This is a genomic window from Nonomuraea sp. NPDC049486, from assembly GCF_040676925.1.
Lineage (GTDB): Bacteria > Actinomycetota > Actinomycetes > Streptosporangiales > Streptosporangiaceae > Nonomuraea > Nonomuraea ferruginea.
This window is the reverse complement of the sequence record NZ_JBFAPV010000003.1, coordinates 509,318-529,096: the sequence shown is the minus strand read 5'-3', so window position 1 is coordinate 529,096 and position 19,779 is coordinate 509,318. Positions and strand designations below refer to the sequence as shown.

The 19,779-nt window shown below is 73.0% G+C and carries 18 protein-coding genes; 9 read left to right on the top strand and 9 right to left on the bottom strand.

Annotated features, from left to right (window positions below; genetic code table 11):
- Genes AB0K05_RS11310 through AB0K05_RS11300 form a run of 3 tightly spaced genes read right to left on the bottom strand, consistent with a single transcriptional unit; the run spans position 1 to position 3,250 of the window.
- Positions 1-849, bottom strand: a complete 849-nt coding sequence (locus AB0K05_RS11310; RefSeq protein WP_364228546.1) for an NAD-dependent protein deacetylase — start codon at positions 847-849, stop codon at positions 1-3.
- Positions 850-883: 34 nt separating this feature from the next.
- The gene (locus AB0K05_RS11305) at positions 884-2,503 is read right to left on the bottom strand and encodes a RecQ family ATP-dependent DNA helicase (RefSeq protein ID WP_364228544.1); all 1,620 of its coding nucleotides are present in this window, start codon (positions 2,501-2,503) and stop codon (positions 884-886) included.
- A 48-nt stretch (positions 2,504-2,551) separates the two neighbouring features.
- Positions 2,552-3,250 carry a polysaccharide deacetylase family protein gene (locus AB0K05_RS11300; protein ID WP_364228542.1) on the bottom strand — a complete coding sequence of 233 codons (699 nt, stop codon included), beginning with the start codon at positions 3,248-3,250 and terminating at the stop codon, positions 2,552-2,554.
- A gap of 108 nt (positions 3,251-3,358) precedes the next feature.
- Here AB0K05_RS11300 and AB0K05_RS11295 point away from each other — a divergent pair, with 108 nt between their 5' ends.
- Both AB0K05_RS11295 and AB0K05_RS11290 read left to right on the top strand, forming a co-directional pair.
- Complete coding sequence (locus AB0K05_RS11295) at positions 3,359-5,272, top strand: heparinase II/III family protein (protein WP_364228540.1); 1,914 nt, start codon at positions 3,359-3,361, stop codon at positions 5,270-5,272.
- A complete protein-coding gene (locus AB0K05_RS11290) occupies positions 5,269-6,390 on the top strand; it encodes a substrate-binding domain-containing protein (RefSeq protein ID WP_364228538.1) in 1,122 nt (373 codons plus the stop codon). The genes AB0K05_RS11295 and AB0K05_RS11290 overlap by 4 nt, the downstream gene beginning before the upstream one ends.
- Positions 6,391-6,401: 11 nt before the next feature.
- Here AB0K05_RS11290 and AB0K05_RS11285 read toward each other — a convergent pair whose 3' ends face one another.
- Positions 6,402-8,276 carry a DUF2264 domain-containing protein gene (locus tag AB0K05_RS11285; RefSeq protein ID WP_364228536.1) on the bottom strand — a complete coding sequence of 625 codons (1,875 nt, stop codon included), beginning with the start codon at positions 8,274-8,276 and terminating at the stop codon, positions 6,402-6,404.
- A gap of 362 nt (positions 8,277-8,638) precedes the next feature.
- Between AB0K05_RS11285 and AB0K05_RS11280 the strand changes: the two genes are divergently transcribed.
- The 7 genes from AB0K05_RS11280 to AB0K05_RS11250 all read left to right on the top strand — a co-directional run bounded on the left by AB0K05_RS11280 (position 8,639) and on the right by AB0K05_RS11250 (position 14,861).
- Positions 8,639-9,529 (top strand): hydroxyacid dehydrogenase, encoded by an 891-nt coding sequence (locus AB0K05_RS11280; RefSeq protein WP_246640779.1) that lies wholly within the window; start codon positions 8,639-8,641, stop codon positions 9,527-9,529.
- A gap of 29 nt (positions 9,530-9,558) precedes the next feature.
- Positions 9,559-10,863, top strand: coding sequence for a sugar ABC transporter substrate-binding protein (locus tag AB0K05_RS11275; RefSeq protein ID WP_364228534.1), 1,305 nt, complete (start codon positions 9,559-9,561; stop codon positions 10,861-10,863).
- Between the two features lie 90 nt (positions 10,864-10,953).
- Entirely contained in the window at positions 10,954-11,877 is a 924-nt protein-coding gene (locus AB0K05_RS11270) for a sugar ABC transporter permease (RefSeq protein WP_271276947.1), read from the top strand.
- Positions 11,877-12,767, top strand: a complete 891-nt coding sequence (locus tag AB0K05_RS11265; protein ID WP_148033301.1) for a carbohydrate ABC transporter permease — start codon at positions 11,877-11,879, stop codon at positions 12,765-12,767. Before AB0K05_RS11270 ends, AB0K05_RS11265 begins: the two co-directional genes overlap by 1 nt.
- Positions 12,764-13,453 (top strand): hypothetical protein, encoded by a 690-nt coding sequence (locus AB0K05_RS11260; RefSeq protein ID WP_364228531.1) that lies wholly within the window; start codon positions 12,764-12,766, stop codon positions 13,451-13,453. Before AB0K05_RS11265 ends, AB0K05_RS11260 begins: the two co-directional genes overlap by 4 nt.
- A gap of 99 nt (positions 13,454-13,552) precedes the next feature.
- Complete coding sequence (locus AB0K05_RS11255) at positions 13,553-14,389, top strand: glycerophosphodiester phosphodiesterase family protein (protein WP_219548531.1); 837 nt, start codon at positions 13,553-13,555, stop codon at positions 14,387-14,389.
- Positions 14,390-14,405: 16 nt separating this feature from the next.
- Entirely contained in the window at positions 14,406-14,861 is a 456-nt protein-coding gene (locus AB0K05_RS11250; protein WP_148033304.1) for a hypothetical protein, read from the top strand.
- Positions 14,862-14,875: 14 nt separating this feature from the next.
- Here AB0K05_RS11250 and AB0K05_RS11245 read toward each other — a convergent pair whose 3' ends face one another.
- From AB0K05_RS11245 to AB0K05_RS11225, 5 genes are all read right to left on the bottom strand, one after another.
- Positions 14,876-15,535 carry a nucleoside monophosphate kinase gene (locus tag AB0K05_RS11245; RefSeq protein WP_148033305.1) on the bottom strand — a complete coding sequence of 220 codons (660 nt, stop codon included), beginning with the start codon at positions 15,533-15,535 and terminating at the stop codon, positions 14,876-14,878.
- A gap of 61 nt (positions 15,536-15,596) precedes the next feature.
- Entirely contained in the window at positions 15,597-16,646 is a 1,050-nt protein-coding gene (locus AB0K05_RS11240; protein WP_364228819.1) for a LacI family DNA-binding transcriptional regulator, read from the bottom strand.
- Positions 16,639-17,631 (bottom strand): cupin domain-containing protein, encoded by a 993-nt coding sequence (locus AB0K05_RS11235; RefSeq protein WP_364228528.1) that lies wholly within the window; start codon positions 17,629-17,631, stop codon positions 16,639-16,641. Before AB0K05_RS11235 ends, AB0K05_RS11240 begins: the two co-directional genes overlap by 8 nt.
- Positions 17,628-18,626, bottom strand: coding sequence for a PmoA family protein (locus tag AB0K05_RS11230; protein WP_364228526.1), 999 nt, complete (start codon positions 18,624-18,626; stop codon positions 17,628-17,630). The genes AB0K05_RS11235 and AB0K05_RS11230 overlap by 4 nt, the downstream gene beginning before the upstream one ends.
- The gene (locus AB0K05_RS11225; RefSeq protein WP_364228524.1) at positions 18,623-19,723 is read right to left on the bottom strand and encodes a Gfo/Idh/MocA family oxidoreductase; all 1,101 of its coding nucleotides are present in this window, start codon (positions 19,721-19,723) and stop codon (positions 18,623-18,625) included. Before AB0K05_RS11225 ends, AB0K05_RS11230 begins: the two co-directional genes overlap by 4 nt.
- Positions 19,724-19,779 lie beyond the last annotated feature (56 nt).

The window sequence follows — 19,779 nt, the reverse complement described above, 5'->3', positions numbered from 1 at the left end:
CTATTGTGCCCGCAGCGGCGTAGTGGTCGCGGTGAGAGCGGTGAGGGTGGCGCCGAGCGGGGCGTCGACGGTGAGGGTGGCGTGGTGGTCGCCGCCCGTGGCCCCCTGGTTGACGATCACGATGGGCAGGCCGAGCGCGGCGGCCCGGTCCACGAAGCGCAGGCCGGAGCGGATGGCCAGCGACGAGCCGAGCACGAGCAGCGCCCGCGCCGACCCGACGAGCTCGAAGCACCGCTCGACGCGCGGGCGCGGCACGTTCTCGCCGAAGAACACCACGTCGGGCTTGAGCACGCCGTCGCACGAGCGGCAGCCGACCAGCCGGAAGCCCTCGACCTGTTCGTCGGTGAGCACCGCGTCGCCGTCGGGGTTGATCTGCCCCGCGTCGGCCGCCCAGCCGGGGTTGGCGGCGCGCAGCCGCAGGTCGAGCTCCGCCCGAGGGGTGCGCTCGCGGCAGGACAGGCAGACCACCCGGTCCAGGCCTCCGTGCAGCTCGATCACCTGCCGCGCCCCGGCCGCCTGGTGGAGCCCGTCGACGTTCTGGGTGACGATGCCGGTCAGGAGGCCACGCCGCTCCAGCGCGGCGACCGCCCGGTGCCCGGCGTTGGGGAGTGCGGCGCCGATCTGCCGCCAGCCGACGTGGCTGCGCGCCCAGTAGCGGCGGCGCGCCTGCTCACTGCCGACGAAGCGCTGGTAGGTCATCGGCTGAGCGTTGCGGGACCGGCCGGTCGGGCCGCGGTAGTCGGGGATGCCCGACTCGGTGGACAGGCCCGCCCCGCTGAGCACCACCACCCCGCCGCACTCCACCAGCCCGGCCAGCCGGCCGAGCGCGGTGCCTTCTGCTACGGTCACGTCTCCATGGTGCACGACCGGGCGGGATGCCCGGTCACCCGGCCTCGCGCAGCAGGCCCTCCTCCGTGACGGCCGACAGCAGCAGCTCGCGGTAGCCGCCCTCGTGGAACAGCACGGTCAGCCGGTCCTCCTCACGGCGGATGACCTCGCCCGGCCCCCACTCGACGTGCTCGACGCGGGCGTGCATCGGGAACCGGACGTCGCCGGCCGGCTCCGGGTGGGACGCGGTGCCGGCCAGGCAGGTGTCGCAGGCGCCGCACGGGCCGGGCAGCCGCTCGCCGAAGTAGCCGAGCAGGAAGCCGCGGCGGCAGTCGCGGGTCTCGGCGTAGCGGCGCATCATCTCCAGCCGGGTGCGCTCCACCTCCCGGTGCCGCTCGGCGACCTCGCGGGCGGCCCGTGCCGCCTCCTCCGGGGCGGGCGCGTCCTCGGCGGCGGCGACGGAGCGGGTGCCGAGCCGGACCGCGCCCGCCTTCTCCAGCAGGTTCAGCAGCGACGTGACGCGGCGGGCGGTGATGCCGAGCCGTTCGCGCAGGTGCTTGCGGTCGGTCCGCCCGCCCTCCTCGCCGAGGGCGCGGGCGACCGCGGCCAGCGCGTCCTCGTCCGGCAGCCCGCCGGTGAAGAACCGCTGCATCCCCAGATCCTCCGCCCGGTAGAACAGCACCGCCGCGGCGGGCTCGCCGTCCCTGCCCGCCCTGCCGATCTCCTGGTAGTACGAGTCGAGCGAGCCGGGCACCTGGGCGTGCACCACGAACCGGACGTCCGGCTTGTCGATGCCCATGCCGAACGCGTTGGTGGCCACCACCACGTCGAGCTCCCCGGCCATGAACGCCTCCTGGACGGCGTCGCGGTCGGCCCGCCGCATCCCGGCGTGGTAGGCGGCCGCCCGCACGCCCCGCTCGCCCAGCCGTCCGGCCAGCTCGGCGGCCCGCTTGCGGGTGGCGGTGTAGACGAGTCCGGGCTTGGCCAGCGCCTCGACGGCCTCGGCCACGTCCTCGTCGTCGCCGGACGTCCTCCGTACCTCCAGGTGGATATTGGGCCGGTCGAAGCCGCACACCACCTCCAGCGGGTCGCGCATGCGGAGCCGTTCGACGATCTCGGCCCGCACCGGGGGCGCGGCCGTCGCGGTCAGCGCGGCCACGACCGGCCGGCCGAGAGCGTCGGCGACGGCGCCCAGCCGCAGGTAGTCGGGCCGGAAGTCGTGGCCCCAGGCCGAGACGCAGTGGGCCTCGTCCACCACCAGCAGGGACGGCTTCGCCGCGGCCAGCTCGCGCACCACGTCCGGCCTGGCGAGCTGCTCGGGCGCGCAGAACAGGAACTCGGTCTCGCCCGCGCGCAGCGACTCGAACGACGACTCCCGCTCGCCCTTCGAGGTGCCGGCGTCCAGCCTGACCGCCTGCTCGTCACGCTCGCGCAGCGCCTCCACCTGGTCGCGCTGGAGCGCGATCAGCGGCGACACCACCAGCGTCGGCCCGTCCAGCAGCAGCGCGGGGACCTGGTAGACGGCCGACTTGCCGCCTCCCGTCGGCATGACCACGAGCGTGTCGCGGCCCTCCGCCAGCGCCGCCATCGCCTCGGGCTGGCCGGGCCGCAGCTCGTCCAGCCCGAGAGCCTCCCTGGCCACCTGTTCCACCCGCCGCTCGGCGCTCGTCCCCATCCGGCCTCCCGTCCGCGAAGGCTCCCCTCTTCCCCTCGGTTCCGGCTTTCACTCCTGGCGGAGCAGTTCGGCCACGGTCACGAACCGGTACCCGTCGGCCCGCAGCCCCGAGACGACGCCGCCGATGGCCTGCCGGGTCCGGGCGCCGCTCTCGTACCAGGGATGGAGCAGCACGATCGAGCCCGGCCGCACCTGCTCGCGGACCTCGGCCACGATCCGCTCCGCGGTGGGGGTGCGGCCCGAGTCGGGCTCGACGTCCCACATCACCGTGACCCGCTCCCGTTCGGCCAGGTAGAGAGGGAGCGCGAGCAGCTTCTTGCCGGTGGGCGGCCGGAACGGGATGTCGCCGCGCTGCCCGGCGGCGCGGATGAGCGCGTCGGTCGGCTCCACCTCTTCGGCCACGGTCGAGCCGGACACGAACACCATCCTGCGGTGCGTGAACGTGTGGTTGCCGAGCTGGTGGCCGGCCCGCACCAGCGCGGCCGCGTGCCCGGGGCGCGCGCGCAGCTCCGACCCGACGACGAAGAACGTGGCACGCACCCGCTCCTTCGCGAGCACGTCGATGATCTCCCGCGTGTGCTCGTCGGGACCGTCGTCGAAGGTGAGCGCGACGACCTTCTCCGCCGTCTCCACCCGGTCGACCAGCTTCCCCGCGAGCTGGAACGTGCGTGCGTTGACCAGCTCGTAGCAGCCCCACGCGGCTACGAGGACGAGCGTCGCCACGGCGGCCCACAGTTTTCTTTTCATGATCCAGAGGAGTGTAAGGGTTCGATCACTTGCTCCATGGAGGTTCGCGGGTGAATCATCTTCGATCAGGTTCGATCGGTACTATGAGGTGGCTCCCGAGGAGGGACTATGACGAACACGGCGACCGGCCCGCCCCTCCGGGCCGCGGAGACCGCCCGTCCCGGCCCACTGCTCAGCCTCTGGGGAGCGGCCGCCTCTCCGGGCGCGCTGGCCCGCGTCCTGCTGGATCCCGGCCGCGCGCTGCCCGCCCCCGACCTGGCGGGCGAGCCGGCGCGGCGGGCGCTGGAGCCGGTGCGCGAGCGGGCGGAGGCCGAGCTCGGTTCGCCGTGGCCGCAGCCGCTCGCCTCCCAGTACGCGCGCTACTTCCAGGACGGCGACCGCACGGTCTACGAGCGCAACGTGTTCGACCGCCAGGACCGGCTGACCCGGGCCGTCCTCATGGCGGCGGCCACCGGCGACGACGGGTGGCTGGCCGAGACCGCCGACGGGATCGTGCTGCTGTGCGAGCAGAGCTCGTGGTGCTGGCCGGCGCACGAGGAGTCCTGCCGTCCGCGCGGCGCCGTGCTGCCGGACCCGGCCGCCCCCTGCCTCGACCTCGGCGCCGGCGACGTTGCCGCCCAGCTCGCCTGGGCCGACCAGGCGATCGGCGAGCGGCTGGACGAGCGCTTCCCCGGCGTGCGCGAGCGGGTGCGCGCCGAGGTGCGGGCGCGGGTGCTGGAGCCGTTCACCCGGCGGCGCGACTGGCACTGGCTCGGACTCGACGGTCACGTCCACAACTGGTGCCCGTGGATCTGCGGCAACGTGCTGGTCGCCGCGCTGCGCCTGGCCGAGCCGGGCGAGGAGCGGGCGCTGCAGGTCGCGCTGGCCGTCGAGGGCGTCGACCGCTATCTGGCGGCGCTGCCTCCCGACGGGTCGGTGGACGAGGGCTACGAATACTGGTGGAACGGCGCCTGCCGCGCGCTGGAGGCGCTCGACGTGCTGGCGCACGCCACCTCGGGGGTGCTCGACGCGGCGGGGGCGCCGGTGGTCCGCGCGACCGTGCGCTTCCCGTACCTGATGCATCTGGGCGGCGGGTGGTACGTGAACGTCGCCGACGCCCGCGCGCGGCCGCCCGCCGGCCAGCCCTGGGACGTGCTCCACCGGTGGGCGCGGCGGGTCGGCGATCCCGACGGGGTCCGTCACGCGGCCGCCCAGCGCGCCGCCGCCGTCTCCCCCGCCGCCGAGCTGGGGCGGGTCATGACCGCGCTGGGCGACCCGGCGTGGCTGGAGGCCGAGGCCGCCGGGCCGCCGCTGGTCGCCTCCGCGTGGCTGCCGGGCACCCAGGTGGGCGTCGCGCGCGCGGCCGGCGGCACCGACCGGGGGCTCGCGCTCGTGGTCAAGGGCGGGCACAACGCGGAGAACCACAACCACAACGACGTCGGCTCCGTGATCGTGGCCGTCGACGGGGTGCCGGCCGTGGTCGACGCGGGGCGTCCCACGTACACGGCGCGGACGTTCGGGCCCGACCGCTACGCGATCTGGACGATGCGCGGTGACTGGCACAACGTGCCCGAGGTCCGCGGCACGCCGCAGCGGGCGGGCGCGTCCTACCGGGCCAGGGACGTCGAGGTGGCCGACGAGCCCGGCCTCTTCCGGGTACGGCTGGACCTCGCGGCCGCCTACCCGGTCGGCGGGCTGGAGCGGTGGTGGCGGACGGCGCTCCTCGACCGGTCGTCCGGCGAGGTGACGATCGAGGACGCCTGGCGCTTCACCGGCGACGGGGAGCCGAGCGCGCTGCGGTTCCTGCTGGCCGGCGAGGTGCGGCAGGACGGGCCCGGGGAGGTGGAGGTGCGGCCGCCCGGCGGCGGACGGGCCGCGGTCCTCACGTGGGATCCGCGGCGGGCGGCCGGTTCGCTGACCGTGCGCGAGCTGGACGACCCGATGCTCACCTCTGTGTGGGGCGACCGGCTGACCCGGCTGGAGCTGGCCCTGCCCGGCACCGCCGAAGGGTCGGTCCTGGTGCGGGTGGGGGTGCGGGGATGACCGGGACCGGTTCGCCGGCGCCGCTGCCGGACGAGCGCCGCGCCCAGGTGGTCGAGCTGCTGCGGCAGCGCGGCGTGGTGCGCGTCACCGACCTGGCCGAGGAGCTGGACGTCTCCGCCATCACCATCCGCCGCGACATCGCGCTGCTCGCCTCCCAGGGGGTGATCCGGCGGGTGCGCGGCGGGGCCGTGCTGCACGGCGGCGCGCTCGTCGGCGAGCCGGAAGGGGCCGCGCCGCCGCAGCCCGTCCTCGAGGAGAACGGCGGCGAGGCGCGGCGGCTCACGATCGGGATGGTCGTGCCGTCGCTCGACTACTACTGGCCCGACGTGATCCGCGGCGTCCGGCAGGCCGCGGCGGCGGCCGGGGCCAGGATCGTCCTGCGCGGCGCCTCCTACCAGGCGGCCGACGAGCGGCGGCAGCTGTCGTGGCTGGTGGAGTTCGTGGGCGTCGACGGGCTGCTCGTCGCGCCCACGACCACCGGCGACGACGGCGAGGAGCTGGTGCGGTGGCTGCGGCAGGCGCCCGTCCCGGTCGTCCTCGTCGAACGCGCCGCCACCATCGGTCCCTACCAGGAGGCCATGGAGTCCGTCGTCAGCGACCACGCGCTCGGGGCCGCGATGGCCGTGCGCCACCTGGCCGCGCTCGGGCACCGCCGGATCGGCGTCATCACCACCGAGCAGAGCCCGACCGCGCCGCACGTGCGGCGCGGGTGGCGGCAGGCGAGCGAGGAGCTCGGCCTGGAGGGCGCCCCCGACCTGACCGTGGTCGACCGGCGGGACCCCGGCTGGACGGCGGCCCTGGACCAGATCCTCGACGCCTGCCTCGCCACGGGCACCACGGCGCTGCTCGTCCATCCGGATCCGGAGGCGATCGGCCTGGTCGAGCGCTGCCAGGAACGCGGCCTGCGGGTGCCCGGCGACCTGGGGGTGGTCACGTACGACGACGAGGTGGCCGAGCTGTGCGACCCGCCGCTGTCGGCGGTGCGTCCGCCGAAGGCGGCCATCGGGCGTGCGGCGTTCGCGCTGCTGGCGGCCCGCCTGGCCGACCGGGACCCGCACCGCCCTGCACACCGCGTGGTCGTCGAGCCCCGGCTGATCGTGCGCTCCTCCTCCGCCTGACCGCCGTCCCGTCAGCGGAGGAGGGCGGGAAGGTCGAGGGTGTCGGTGACGCCGTCCGGCCAGGTGATGCGGGCGGTGGTGCCGGTCCAGCCGATCTCGGGGGCCGGAGAGGCGGCCGGGCCCAGGTGGACGCCGGCGACGTACCAGCGGCCGGGCTCGGCGGCGGCGGTGGTGCCGCACCAGGGGATGAAGGTCTCCGGGGACAGCGGGGTGGCGTCCTCGGCGCGGGTGACGTCCGCCAGGTCGAGGCCGGGGCCGGGGACGATCAGGGAGTCGGAGGCCGACGAGACCGGCCAGCCGCCGATCCGCAAAGGAGACGTGCATGGGGCGGCCACCTGGACGAGCCGGACCTCCCAGGGGCCGCGCAGCGCGGACACGACCGTGAGCGTCGGGCCGGGGGTGACGGCGCCGGCGCGGCCCGAGCCGTGGTCGGGGGCGTCCAGGCCGGGCTCGACCCAGTGGGCCCGCCAGCGGGAGGCGCCGAGCGCGGTGCCGGTGGGGAGGCGGTCGGCGAGGAGGGCGTCGAAGCCGGTGCGGTGGCTGGGCCGGCCCGACGGGTCGAGGAGGGTGACCGACTGGTCGAGCGGGTCGGCGGCGTGCGGGCCGGCCAGGACGGGCGAGGTGGCGGTGGAGTAACCCAGGCGGGCGTAGAGCGGGGAGTCGGACAGCTGGTCGCCGGGCAGCGCGTGGTCGGTGCCGTGGTTGACGACGCGGACGACGCCGTCGGCGCGGGTGCCGGAGACCAGCCAGCCGGGTGACCGGATCGCGAGCTGGAAGTCGCCCTCCTCCACCGGCAGCGGCTCCTCGACGGCGGTCCACACGGGGTGGTCGGCGGGCAGCGCCAGGCCGTACAGGCCTTTGGCGGCCCAGTAGGGCGAGCCGGTGCCGGAGTAGGACTGCGCGATCGGCCGCCACGGGCCGTGCCAGCCGAGCGTCAGCAGGCCGTCGTCATCGGGGGCGCCGCGCTCGGCGAAGTGGCGGACGATGCCGGAGGCGGCGCGGCGCAGCAGGCCGGGCGACCCGACCCCGGCCCTGGCGCCCGCCCAGAACGGGGCGGCGGCGGCGAACCGGTAGGTGAGGCTGCGGCCCTGGATGAGCGGCGACCCGTCGGCGCCGACGAGGTGGACGGCGTCGCGCAGGAAGCGCTCCAGCCTGGACAGGTAGGCGGGGCGGCGGGTGTCGGCGGCCGGGTCGCCGGCGGCCATCTCGGTCCACAGCAGCGGGTAGAAGTGCAGCGCCCAGCCGACGTAGTGGTCGTAGGCGCGCTTGTCGCCGTCGGCGTACCAGCCCTGCTCGCGGGCGAACCCGTCGGTGAGCGCGAGCCCGGCCTCGATGTCGGCGGGAGAGCACGGCCCGCCGACCGAGGCGAGGAACTGCTCGACCACGATCTGGAACCACACCCAGTTGATCGGCGGATACCAGGACCCGATCGCCGGGGCCAGATAGGCGACCACCCGCTCCCGGACGCCGTCGTCGAGCCGGTCCCACAGCCACGGCCTGGTCAGGTGGAGCACCAGCGCGATGGAGGCGGCCTCGACCTTGGCCTGGTCGTGCTCGTCCAGCCGCACCCACCGCTCGGGGGAGCCCGGGTCGGTGCCGGCGGCCAGGCCGCGCGCGTACCACTCCAGGTGGCCGTGCGGGTCGCGGCCGCCCTCGCCGGCCACCCGGAACCCGGCGGCCAGGAACGTGCGCGCGAACCCTTCCAGCCCGTCCACGTCGGGGCCGTAGCCGCCCGGCTCGCCGGGGAAGGAGATCCGCGCGTGCGAGGGGGACGCGTGGCGCCGCGCCGACAGCAGGAGGTGGTCGGCCAGCGCCGCCCAGTGGTCGCGGGTCCAGCCGGTGTGGGGCGAGAGTTTCCGGTCGTCCAGCTCCCGCAGCCAGCGCATCGGGCCTCCCCAGTCAGCGATGAGTTCAGGCGATGCTGGCATCACCGAGCGAACACGTCAAGCAAACACTGATCAAAAGCGCTCACTTCGATCAGCCTTCACGCCGAAATGCGCCGCCAAGCCTGACCTTGACGATCGATAACGATCGTATAGCGCCCTAAAGAGATCTTGACGTGATTGAAATGATCGGACATGATCAGCGACACTGGTAAGCGCTTGCTGCCGAAAGGACCCGGGTGAGAGACCGTCGTCGACCACAGGCCCTGCTGGTCATGGATCCTGCGCACTTCGGGGTGCAGTTTCAGGAGCCGCAGTTACGACGGTTGCACGAACTCGTCGAACTCACCGATCCTATCTCGACCATGAACTTCGACGACCCGCTCGTACGGCGCAGGCTGCGCGAGGTCGAGGTGCTCGTCACCTCGTGGGGCTGCCCGCCGCTGACGAAGGAGCTGCTGGCCGGTGCGCCGGAGCTCCGGGCGATCTTCCACTGCGCGGGCACGGTACGCTCCTTCGTCACCGACGAGGTATGGCGGCGCGGGATACTCGTGACCAACGCCGCCGACGAGAACGCGATACCGGTCGCCGAGTTCACCCTCGCCGCGATCATCTTCGCGGGCAAGAAGGCCCCGTTCCTGGCCCACGACGCGCGCAAACATCGCGACGACTGGTCCTACGCGGCCGGGCGCGGCGAGCTGTCCAACCGCGGGCGCACGATCGGCGTCGTCGGCTTCTCGCGGGTGGGCCGCAGGGTCACCGAAAGGCTGCGCGGCCTGGAGGTCGACATCCTGGTGGCCGACCCGTACGCCGACCCGGCCGAGGTGCGCGCGGCCGGCGGCAGGCTGGTCGAGCTGCCCGACCTGCTGCGGCGGTGCGACGTGCTCACCCTGCACGTGCCCGCGCTGCCCGAAACGCGTCACCTGATCGGGGCGGCGGAGCTCGCCCTGCTGAGGGACGGCGCGACCGTCATCAACACGGCGCGTGGGTCCGTGCTCGACACCGCCGCTCTGGAGAGCGAGTGCGTGACGGGGCGGCTCGACGCGATCCTCGACGTCACCGACCCGGAGCCGCTGCCTGCCGACTCGCCGTTGTACGACCTGCACAACGTCATGATCACCCCCCACGTCGCCGGATCTCTGGGATCAGAGACCCGGCGGATGAGTGAGAGCGCCCTCGACGAGCTCGAACGCTACCTGTCCGGCCTGCCGCCACGGGCGCCGGTCACAGCCGACGAGATCAGCGTGAGCGCCTGAGCCCGGCTTCATGGAAGGAGACCGGATCAATGATCCCTTCGAACCCCCCCAAGGCCAGAGTGCGCCGCCATCTTGTGAAGACCGCGGGAGTGGCCGCCGCGCTCGCCCTCGCGGTCGCCGCGTGCGGTGGCGGCGGCTCCGGTGAGACCGCCGAAGGCGGCGGGAGCACCACCCTCACGATCACCGTGTGGAACCTCGCCAAGACGCCGGAGTTCACCGCCCTGTTCGACGCCTTCGAGAAGGCGAACCCCGGGGTCACGGTGAAGCCGGCCGACATTCTCGCGGACGACTATCCCGAGAAGGTCACCACGATGCTGGCCGGTGGCGACAAGACCGATGTGATCACCATGAAGAACGTGACGGACTACTCGCGCTACTCCGCCCGCGGGCAGCTCCTCGACATCACGGACATGGTCAAGTCGACCGACACCTCCAAGCTCGCCGGCCTGGACGCGTTCAACGTCAACGACAGCTACTTCGCGCTGCCGTACCGCCAGGACTTCTGGCTGCTCTACTACAACAAGGCCATGTTCGACAAGGCGAACATCAAGCTCGACGGCCCCATCACCTGGGACGACTACGCCAAGTACGCCCAGCAGCTCAGCCAGGGCGACGGCAACCAGAAGGTCTACGGCACCTACCACCACACCTGGCGGTCGGTGATCCAGGCGATCTCGGCGGCCCAGACCGGCGGCGACCAGCTCAGCGGCGACTACAACTTCTTCGCCGACCAGTACAACATGGCGCTGTCGCTGCAGAAGGGCGGCAACGCGCTGGACTTCGGCACCGCGACGGCCCAGCAGGCCGACTACCGGACCATGTTCGAGACCGCCGCGACGGCCATGATGCCCATGGGCACCTGGTACATCTCCGGCATCCTCGAGGCCAAGGAGAAGGGCGAGAGCCAGGTCGACTGGGCGCTGGCCCCGATGCCGCAGCGGCCGGGCGCCACCGACGTCACCACGTTCGGGTCGCCGACGGCGTTCGCGGTGAACAAGCGGAGCGAGAACGCCGACCTGGCCAGGAAGTTCGTCCAGTTCGCCGCGAGCAAGGCCGGCGCGGAGGCGATCACCAAGGTGGGCGTGGTGCCCGCGCTGCAGGACCCGGCGATCACCGAGGCGTACTTCGGCCTCAAGGGCATGCCGGCCGACGACCTGTCGAAGAAGGCGTTCGAGCCGGACAAGGTCGTGCTGGAGATGCCGGTGAGCGACAAGACCTCCGACGTCGACACCATCCTCAACGAGGAGCACCAGCTGATCATGGTCGGCGACAAGTCGGTGGCCGAGGGGATCAAGTCGATGAACGACCGCGTCAAGAGCGAAGTCCTCAACTAAGGGACGCCGTGGCGGGCGCAGGGGGGCGCCCGCCGCTCCCGCATCAGGTTCGCGAAGGAGTCTTCGCGAAAGGAGCCATAGAGGGACACCATGGCGCACGTAATGACGCACCCGGCGCCGGGCGGATCGCAGGCGCCCCGCCGTCGGCGGGCCTGGCGCGACACCCTGATCGGGTGGAGCTTCATCCTGCCGAACTTCCTGGGTTTCGCCCTGTTCACGCTCGTCCCGGTGCTCGCCGCGTTCGCGCTGGCGTTCATGGAATGGGACTCCGCCAACGACCCAGAATGGGTGGGGCTGGAGAACTTCGCGCGGCTGTGGAACGACGAGAACTTCCACGTGGCGCTCCGCAACACCATCTACTACTCGGCCGGCCACATCCCGCTGACCCTCGCCGCCGCCCTCGGGCTGGCCATGGCGCTGAACCGCAGGCTGCGCGGCGTCGAGTTCTTCCGCACCGCGGCGTTCTTCCCGTACGTCACCTCGCTGGTCGCGGTGGCCGTGGTCTGGAACATGCTGTTCAACCCCACGGCGGGGCCGGTCAACCTGTTCCTGGAGGCGATCGGCGTCCAGGACCCGCCGCGCTGGGTCGCGAGCACCGACTGGGCGATGCCCGCGGTCATCGCCACCAGCGTGTGGCGGGACATGGGCTACTACATGGTGCTCTATCTGGCCGGTCTGCAGACGATCCCCAAGGAGTACTACGAGGCCGCCATGGTCGACGGGGCCAACGCCTGGCAGCGGTTCTGGCGCATCACGCTCCCGTCGCTGCGGCCGACCACGTTCTTCGTGCTGGTCATGCTGACCATCCAGAGCTTCAAGGTGCTCGACCTGATCGTGGTCATGACCGACGGCGGGCCGGGCCGCAGCACGCTGGTGCTGGCCCAGCTCATCTTCCGTGAGGGCATCAGGGAGGGCGAGTTCGGCTACTCGTCGGCGATCGCGCTGGTGCTGTTCCTCCTGGTGTTCACCGTGACCGTCGTCCAGTTCCGCATCAACGAACGGAGGAGCTCCTGATGACCACGCTGCGCGAGGCTCCCCCGGCCGCCGGCCCCGGCGCGAGCCAGGCCGGCCCGCCGCCGCGCGGGCCCAGGATCTTCCGCAGGACGCTGGCGTACGTGTCGCTCGTCGCGGTGACGCTGCTGGTGCTGCTGCCGCTCGGGTGGATGGTCACCTCGTCGCTGAAGCGGAACAACGAGGTCTTCACCATCCCCATCGAGTGGATCCCGCGGGAGTTCCGCTGGTCGAACTACGTGGAGATCTGGGAGCAGATCCCGATGGCGACCTACCTGGGCAACTCGCTCTACCTGTCGGTCGTCATCACGTTCCTTCAGGTGCTGACCGGCAGCTTCGCCGCCTACGGCTTCTCCAAGGTGAGCTTCCCCGGCCGGGACGGGCTCTTCCTGGCCTACATCGCCACGATCGCGGTGCCGTGGCAGGCCTACATGGTGCCGCAGTACATCATGATGCAGCGGGCCGACCTGATCAACACGCACCTGTCGATCATCCTGCTGCAGGCGTTCGGCGCGTTCGGCGTCTTCCTGATGCGGCAGTACTACATGTCGATCCCGGACGAGCTGTGCCAGGCCGCGCGGATCGACGGGCTCAGCGAGTACGGCATCTACCGGCGGATCATCCTGCCGCTCTCCAAGCCGGCGCTGGCGAGCCTGGCCCTGCTCACGTTCGTCAGCACCTGGAACGACTACATGGGGCCGTTCATCTACCTGACGAGCAACGAGCTGTGGACCGTGCAGCTCGGCCTGCGCTCCTTCGTCGGGCAGTACCAGGCCGACTACGCCATGATCATGACGGGCGCGGTGCTGTCGGTGCTGCCGGTCATGGTCATCTTCCTGTTCGGGCAGCGCTACTTCATCCAGGGCATCGCGACGAGCGGGTTGAAAGGATGAGCGCGGCGCGCCTTGATCGGACCAGCCTGCTGCGTCCGGCTCGGCAGGAGACGTACGAGAAGGTCTTCGGCACCGTCTACGTCGGGCTGATGACGAACGTGCTGCTGGCGCTGTCGTGCGCGCCGCTGCTGGCCGCGCTGGCGCTGGTGCGCGACCCGCTGCTGTCGTGGCCGTTCTTCGCGGTGCTGTCGGCGGTGTGCGCGCCGGCGCTGGCGGGCGCGTTCCGGTGCTTCGCCCTGCTGGACGACGGCTCGACGGCGGTGCTGCGCGCCTTCTGGTCCGGCTACCGGCGGGCCGCGACGCGCGCGCTGGCCGCGTGGCTGGCGGGCACGGTCGCGGTGAGCGTGCTCGCGCTCGACGCGGTGGTGGTCGCCGGCACCTCGTGGGGTGTGGCCCTGGTGCCGTTCTTCGCCACCGGGGCCGCGCTGGTCGTGGCCGTGACGGTGGCGGTGCTGGTGGTGGTGGCGGAGTCGCCGCGCCGGGTGCGCGAGCTGGTCCGGCCGTGCCTGTACCTGGTGGCGCGCCGCTGGTACCTGACGGCGCCGACGCTCGCGGTGCTCGCGCTCGCGGTCGCGGTGGTGCTGCTCAAGCCGGTGCTCGGCCTGCTGCTGGCGCTCGCGCCGCTGCTGTACGTGGTCTGGGCCACGATGAGGTACGTGGTGCGGCCGCTCCTGACGGAGAGCTGATCCGCAAGGTCCATCGGACGTCCACTTCCGCGTCAACACTTCGTCATGACGGCACGTCAGGTTCGGTGCGTAGGCGACTCCCCGCTATCGAGGAGACCCATGTCCCGAAGCACACGCACCGTCCTCATGACCGTCCTGGTGGCCCTGGCCATGGTCACCAGCCTGGTCACCAGCCCGTTCACCGTCCCGGCCGGTGCCGCGCCGCCCGCCGGGGTCTCCAACGTCGCCCACCGCGGGGCCTCCGCCTACGCTCCCGAGAACACGATCGGCGCTCTCAAGCTGGCCGCCCGGCAGGGCGCCGACATGTTCGAGCTCGACGTGCAGGAGACCAAGGACCGCGCGCTGATCCTCATGCACGACACCACGCTCACCCGCACCACCGACGTGGAGTCCGTGTTCCCCGACCGGTCGCCGTGGCGGGTGGGCGACTTCACCCTCGCCGAGATCCGCCGGCTGGACGCCGGCTCGTGGTTCGGTCCCTCGTTCGCGGGCACGCGGGTGCCGACCCTCCGGCAGGCGCTGAAGGCGATGAACCGCACCGGCCTCGGCCTGCTGCTGGAGATCAAGGCCCCGGAGCTCTATCCCGGCATCGAGCGCCGCACGGTGCTGGAGCTGCGCCGCTCGTGGCCGGGCCCGGTGGTGGTGGAGTCGTTCGACTGGGACTCGATGCGGACCTTCCACCGGCTGATGCCGGACGTGCCGGTCGGCCTGCTCGGCACGCCCACGGCAGACGAGCTGGCGGGGCTCGCCGAGTTCGCCGGCCAGGTCAACCCACCGTACCGGGACCTCACCCCCGGCTACGTGGAGGCGGTCCAGGAGCTCGGCATGCAGGTCTTCACCTGGACGGTGGACGATCCGGAGATCATGCGGCGGCTCGTCTCGTACCGGGTGGACGGCATCATCACCAACCGGCCGGACGTGCTGGCGGGCCTCTAGCGGGTAGCGCCAAACCATGGCAGATCAGCACGTCAGCGGAGACCCCGACCCCGCGCACCGGCGGCCGCCGGGCGTGACCGACGAGGTCGTCGAGGCACTCGGCCTGTTCAGCGAGGCCCTGGAGAAGATCCACCGGGCGCGTGGCCACCTCTACGCCTTCCACCAGCTCACCGGCGGCGCCGACAATGCCCTCGACGAGGTGGCCGAGCTGCTGCGCGGCGCCGGGCACGGCGAGCTGGCCGGGCGCATCGAACGGGAGCTGATCGGGCTGAACGTGCTGGAAGGCCGGTGGACGTTCCAGGTCGTCGAGGAGTACGACGCCGGCTACTACGCGACGTTCCAGCGGCTGGAGGCGGAGGCCCGCGACCGGCTGGTGGGCGGGCGCACGCACGTCTACGAAGCCGAGATGAAGGCCCGCCGCCGCACCCGCGGCCTCCCGGGGCACGAGAGCGCGCCCGGCGCGGCCACCTGATGACCGTTCCCGGCTCAGGTCCTCGAACCGGCGCGGTAGGCGGGCAGCCCGAGGCGGTCCCTGATCGTCTGCTGGACCGTCGCCTGGTCGTCGCGCGCGTCGACCACCACCACGTACTCCTTGCGGCGGAACAGGTCGATCACCGGGTCGGTCTTGCCGTGGTAGTCGCGCAGCCGCCTGGCCAGGGCCTCCGGCGTGTCGTCGGCTCGGGTGACCAGCTCGCCGCCGCACACGTCGCACCGGCCCTCGGTCTCGGGGCGGTGCGCGATGAGGTTGTAGTCCATGCCGCAGCGCGAGCACAGGCGGCGGGCCAGCACCCGGCGGCGCACCTCGTCGTCCGGCAGGTCGAGCAGGATGACGCCGTCGATGTCGTAGCTCTCCAGGAAGAACTCGGTCTGCCGCCGGTTGCGCGGGAAGCCGTCGACGACGAAGCCGAAGTTCCAGTCGTGCTGCTGGAGCCGCTCGCGCACGACGTCCTCCACCAGGTCGTCGCCGACCAGCTCACCGGCCGCGACGAGGCGGCGGACCTGGGCGCCGATCTTGGTGTGGTTCTTGACGTGCCAGCGGAAGATGTTGCCCACGTTGATGTGCACGAGGTCGAGATCGTCGCAGAGCATCGCCGCCTGCGTCCCCTTGCCGCTCCCCTGCACCCCCATGATCACAAATTTCCGCATGTCTGCCTTTCTGCCACCGTCAGGGCACCGTACCCCTTTTCTTGCAGCACGGCCGGAGACGTCAGCGGGTCCGGGAGCGTACCGGGGTGCTCTCGCGGAGCAGCACCGTCGTCGAGGTCTGCACGCTCACCGGCCCCGGGTCGTCCGACAGGGCGACCCGCATCGCGGTGAGCCCCACCTCGCGCAGCGGCACGGCCACGGTGGTGAGCGCGGGCGTCACGTCCACGGCGGAGTCGATGTCGTCGAAACCCGCGACGCCGATGTCCCTGCCGGGGACGAGGCCGGCGTCACGGAAGGCGGACATGGCGCCGATCGCCATCACGTCGGTGACGGCGAAGACCACCTCCAGCCCGTCCAGGCCGCGCTCGGCGAGGCGGCGCGCGGCCTCGTAGCCGCCGGCGCGGGTGAACTCGGTCTCGACCACGAACCGGTCCTCGACGGCCAGGCCCAGCTCGCGCAGTCCCGCCAGGAAGCCGGCGCACCGGTCACGCGAGGTGCGCACGGTGGCGGGCGCGCGGAACAGCGCGAACCGCCGGTAGCCGGCCGCCGCCAGCGCGCGGGCGAGCTGGTACGCGCCGCCCGCGTTGTCGATGGTCACCGTGTCGAACGGCAGGTCGCGCTGGCTGATCATGACGACGCGGCCCCCGGCGGACCGGTACGCCTCCAGCTCGCCGGAGAGCGCGGCCCTGGTCGCGGCGCCGTCGATGCGGCTGCCGGCGACGGCGATCAGGCGGGGGCGCTGGCCGCGCAGCGTGCGGATGATCTCCAGCTCGCGTTCGGGGGAACGGCCGGCCACCGCCATGGTGACGATCAGCCCGGCCGCCTCCGCGGCCTCGGTGACGCCGGCGGCGATGGCGGAGAAGTACGGGTCGGCCACGTCGCCCACGACCAGGGCCGCGGTCCTGGTCTGGCCCCTGGCGATGGCCTGCGCCGACAGGTGCGGCCGGTAGTTGAGCTTGGCCGCGGCGGCCCGGACCCGGGAGGCGTTCTCGGTGCGGACGTTGCGCGCGCTGCCGTTGAGCGCGCGGGACGCGGTGGCGACGGAAACCCCCGCCTCCCGCGCCACGTCATGCAGGGTCACCGCGCCCGTGCCCTCGGCCCCGTCAGGCATCACGGCCGGACGCCGGGCGCACGGGCGGATGGACGGGCGCGTGCGCGGGTGGATCGACGGGTGGGTGCGCGGGTGAATCGACGGGTGAGTGCGCGGGTTGAGAGACGGGTGAGTGCGCGGAGGGCTTGACGGGTGGGTGCGCAGGTTCAGAGACGGGTGGATGCGCGGGTTCAGAGACGGGCGCGTGAGCGGGCGGATCGGCGGGTGAGTGCGTGGGTTGAGAGACGGGTGAATGCGCGGAGGGCTTGACGGGTGGGTGCGTGGAGGGATGGACGGGGGCGTGGACGATGGGGCGGGTGACGTCGTGGGCGCGCAGGTGGCCGCACATGCCCCAGCGTTCCTGCGGCGGCGCCTCCAGGAGCATGGCGTGCCGCAGGTGGATGCCGTCGCCGCGGCCGAGGGCGTCGAGCACCTCGGCGGTGTCGCGGGTCCCCGCGGCGACCGTGGTCTCCCAGATGCGCCGCCACCCCGCGACCTTGGGCCGGACCAGGGCGACGGCGCTGTCGTAGAAGCGCAACAGCGGCCCGTAGTCGCCGGCGCGGGCGCTCTCGGCCAGCCGGAGGAACCCCTCGACGGCGAGGTCACGCCGCCGCGCCACGGCCGCTTCCTCCCCGCCAGGGGGCAGCCCGGCCGCCTCCTGGTAGGCGTCCCGGTCGGACACCACCTCCGGCGGGAACGTCATGACGGCGTCGCCCGCCTCGGGCAGCCCGGCGTTCTGCATGACGACGACCACCTCCAGGCCGCCCCGGTTGACGGCCCGGTGGATGGTCCCCGGCGTGAACCACACGGTCGTCCCCACGGTCAGCTCCGTTTCGCGCAGGCCGTTCATGTCGAGCGTCTGCAGCGCGCCGCGCCCGCCGGTGACGACGTAGGCCTCGGTGGAGGCGGTGTGCAGGTGCGGGGTGCCGCCTTCGAGCCCGTCGGCGCACGCGCCGGTGTAGACCGCCAGCCGGGAGACGGAAGTGCCGCCGGGGAACGCCGTCATGCGACGACCCCGCCCGGCGGCGCCAAGGCGGCGGACACGTCGGCCCGCACGTCGGCCCGCACGTCGGCCGGCACGTCGGCTGACACATCGGCCAGCACCGCGCGGCCCCGCTCGGCCAGCAGCGCGCTGCCCTCGTCGCCCCGGTCTCCGTCGGCGATCACGACCGCGTACCGGAAGCCGAGCGTGCGGCCGTGCTCGACCCGCAGTTCCTCGCCGAAGAACGGCGCCGGGCACAGGCAGGCGAACATCTCGCTGCGGGCGAACCACCGCGGCGGGTGCTGAGGGTTGGCCGCGTCGTCCACCATGACGATCGTGGACCAGCCGCCGGTCTCGTCGTGACGCCCGCGGAAGCCGAACCACTCGGCCCGCGTCCCCCGCAGCTCGTCACCGCCCGCCCCGGACGGCGACTGGATGATCCCGCCGGTGAACGAGCGCGGGCCGCGCCAGAACAGCCCGCCGTAACCGGCGTTCTCGCGTCCCTTGGTGGTCGGGGAGCCGAAGTCGAGCGGCCCGCCTGACACGTTCGTCATGGCCGTGCCGAAGACCAGCGCCCAGGTCGTCTCGTCCAGCACGGTGGCCGTGAGCGAGCGCCGCTCCTCGATCACCGGCCGCCCCGCCTGGGAGATCCAGTCGAGCCGGTGCGCCAGACCGGCGCGCCCGCCGTCCGCGCCGAGCGCGGTCATCTCGCGGTGCACGGCGCTGCCGTTGTTGTCGAGCTGTACGTAGCCGCGCCCGCGTTCGTACGTGGGCCCGCCCCAGAAGTTGTGCTCGCCCACGTGCGGCAGCGACCAGGCGATGCCCTTGTGCCAGACGTGGTCGTGCGGCCGGTAGAGCGACACCACGTCGCCGCCCAGGGTGCGCACCGGGTGCAGGTAGGGCTTGGGCGACTCCAGGACGGGCGTGTCGGGACGGTAGACGTAGGCGAACAGCTCGACGTCCCCGGCCGTGACGGCGACGGATCGGCCCAGCGTGTGGACGGCCTGGAGGGTGGTCACCTGTCCGTTCCTTCCCAGGGGGCGCCGGTGCCGTCCATGCGCCGGGCGAACGGGCTGCCGGGGCCGATCTGCCCGCGCGTGATCCGCTCGCCGGTGAAGGCGGAGGCGTACAGGGCGGCCACGAACTCCATCGTCACGCGGGCGTCCGCCAGCGTGACCGGCGGCGCCTCGTCCCGGTCGAGCGCGTCGAGCACCGCCGCGAGCTGGCCGTGGTGGCCGCTGGAATCGGCGCTGCGGCCCTCGGCCGACCAGCGCTTGGCCACGTCCTCGCAGCCGGGGGCGGGGGTGACGCTCCAGTCGGCGTCGGTGTAGCCGTACAGGTGCTCCAGCTCGACGGTGGCGCGCTCGAAGTCGAAGCGGAGCACGGACGTCTCGCGCGGCGACAGCACCGAGTTGACCACCGAGGCGACCGCGCCGCTCTCGAACGTGACCATGGCCATCGACACGTCCTCGGTCTCGGTGTCGCGCGCCTGGCGGACGGCCAGGCCGCTGACCTCGCGCCATGGGCCGAGCACGGAGAACAGCAGGTCGAACTGGTGGATGCCGTGGCCCATGGTGGGACCGCCGCCTTCCGAGGCCCAGGTGCCGCGCCAGGGGACCTCGAAGTAGGCGTCGCCGCGGTACCACTGGGTCAGGCAGGTGGCGACCAGCGGGCGGCCCAGTTCGCCGCCGGCCAGCATGCGGCGCAGCCGGGCCGCGCCGGGGCCGAAGCGGTGCTGGAAGACGGTCGCCATGTGGGCCGTCGAGCGGCTCTCGGCCTCGGCGAGCGTGTCGAGCTCGGCCAGGGAGAGGGTGGGCGGCTTCTCGACGAGCACCGTGACGCCCGCTTCGAGGCATTCGAGCGCGAGCGGGGCGTGCAGGAGGGGCGGGGTGCAGAGGTGGACCAGGTCGACCGGCTCTTCGCGGAGCAGCTCGGTCAGAGTCGTGAAGGTGCGGGGAACCTGCCAGGTGGCGGCGAAGGTCTCGGCCCTGCCGAGGTCGACGTCGACGGCCGCGACGAGGCGCGCCCGCCCGCCGGAGCCGGCGACGGCCTGTGCGTGGGCGGTGGCGATCCCGCCGGTGCCGACGATCGCGGACCGGTAGCTGCGTTGAGACATGTGACCCTTCGGGGGGCGTGGGGGGGCGCGCGCCGGGAAAACGCATTCCGCAGTCT

Excerpts from the sequence above, each read along its gene's own strand:
- AB0K05_RS11305 (WP_364228544.1), bottom strand. The coding sequence starts at position 2,503 with ATGGGGACGAGCGCCGAGCGGCGGGTGGAACAGGTGGCCAGGGAGGCT.
- AB0K05_RS11300 (WP_364228542.1), bottom strand. The coding sequence starts at position 3,250 with ATGAAAAGAAAACTGTGGGCCGCCGTGGCGACGCTCGTCCTCGTAGCC.
- AB0K05_RS11295 (WP_364228540.1), top strand. The coding sequence starts at position 3,359 with ATGACGAACACGGCGACCGGCCCGCCCCTCCGGGCCGCGGAGACCGCC.
- AB0K05_RS11290 (WP_364228538.1), top strand. The coding sequence starts at position 5,269 with ATGACCGGGACCGGTTCGCCGGCGCCGCTGCCGGACGAGCGCCGCGCC.
- AB0K05_RS11285 (WP_364228536.1), bottom strand. The coding sequence starts at position 8,276 with ATGCGCTGGCTGCGGGAGCTGGACGACCGGAAACTCTCGCCCCACACC.
- AB0K05_RS11280 (WP_246640779.1), top strand. The coding sequence starts at position 8,639 with ATGAACTTCGACGACCCGCTCGTACGGCGCAGGCTGCGCGAGGTCGAG.
- AB0K05_RS11275 (WP_364228534.1), top strand. The coding sequence starts at position 9,559 with ATGATCCCTTCGAACCCCCCCAAGGCCAGAGTGCGCCGCCATCTTGTG.
- AB0K05_RS11270 (WP_271276947.1), top strand. The coding sequence starts at position 10,954 with ATGGCGCACGTAATGACGCACCCGGCGCCGGGCGGATCGCAGGCGCCC.
- AB0K05_RS11265 (WP_148033301.1), top strand. The coding sequence starts at position 11,877 with ATGACCACGCTGCGCGAGGCTCCCCCGGCCGCCGGCCCCGGCGCGAGC.
- AB0K05_RS11260 (WP_364228531.1), top strand. The coding sequence starts at position 12,764 with ATGAGCGCGGCGCGCCTTGATCGGACCAGCCTGCTGCGTCCGGCTCGG.
- AB0K05_RS11255 (WP_219548531.1), top strand. The coding sequence starts at position 13,553 with ATGTCCCGAAGCACACGCACCGTCCTCATGACCGTCCTGGTGGCCCTG.
- AB0K05_RS11250 (WP_148033304.1), top strand. The coding sequence starts at position 14,406 with ATGGCAGATCAGCACGTCAGCGGAGACCCCGACCCCGCGCACCGGCGG.
- AB0K05_RS11245 (WP_148033305.1), bottom strand. The coding sequence starts at position 15,535 with ATGCGGAAATTTGTGATCATGGGGGTGCAGGGGAGCGGCAAGGGGACG.
- AB0K05_RS11240 (WP_364228819.1), bottom strand. The coding sequence starts at position 16,646 with ATGCCTGACGGGGCCGAGGGCACGGGCGCGGTGACCCTGCATGACGTG.
- AB0K05_RS11235 (WP_364228528.1), bottom strand. The coding sequence starts at position 17,631 with ATGACGGCGTTCCCCGGCGGCACTTCCGTCTCCCGGCTGGCGGTCTAC.
- AB0K05_RS11225 (WP_364228524.1), bottom strand. The coding sequence starts at position 19,723 with ATGTCTCAACGCAGCTACCGGTCCGCGATCGTCGGCACCGGCGGGATC.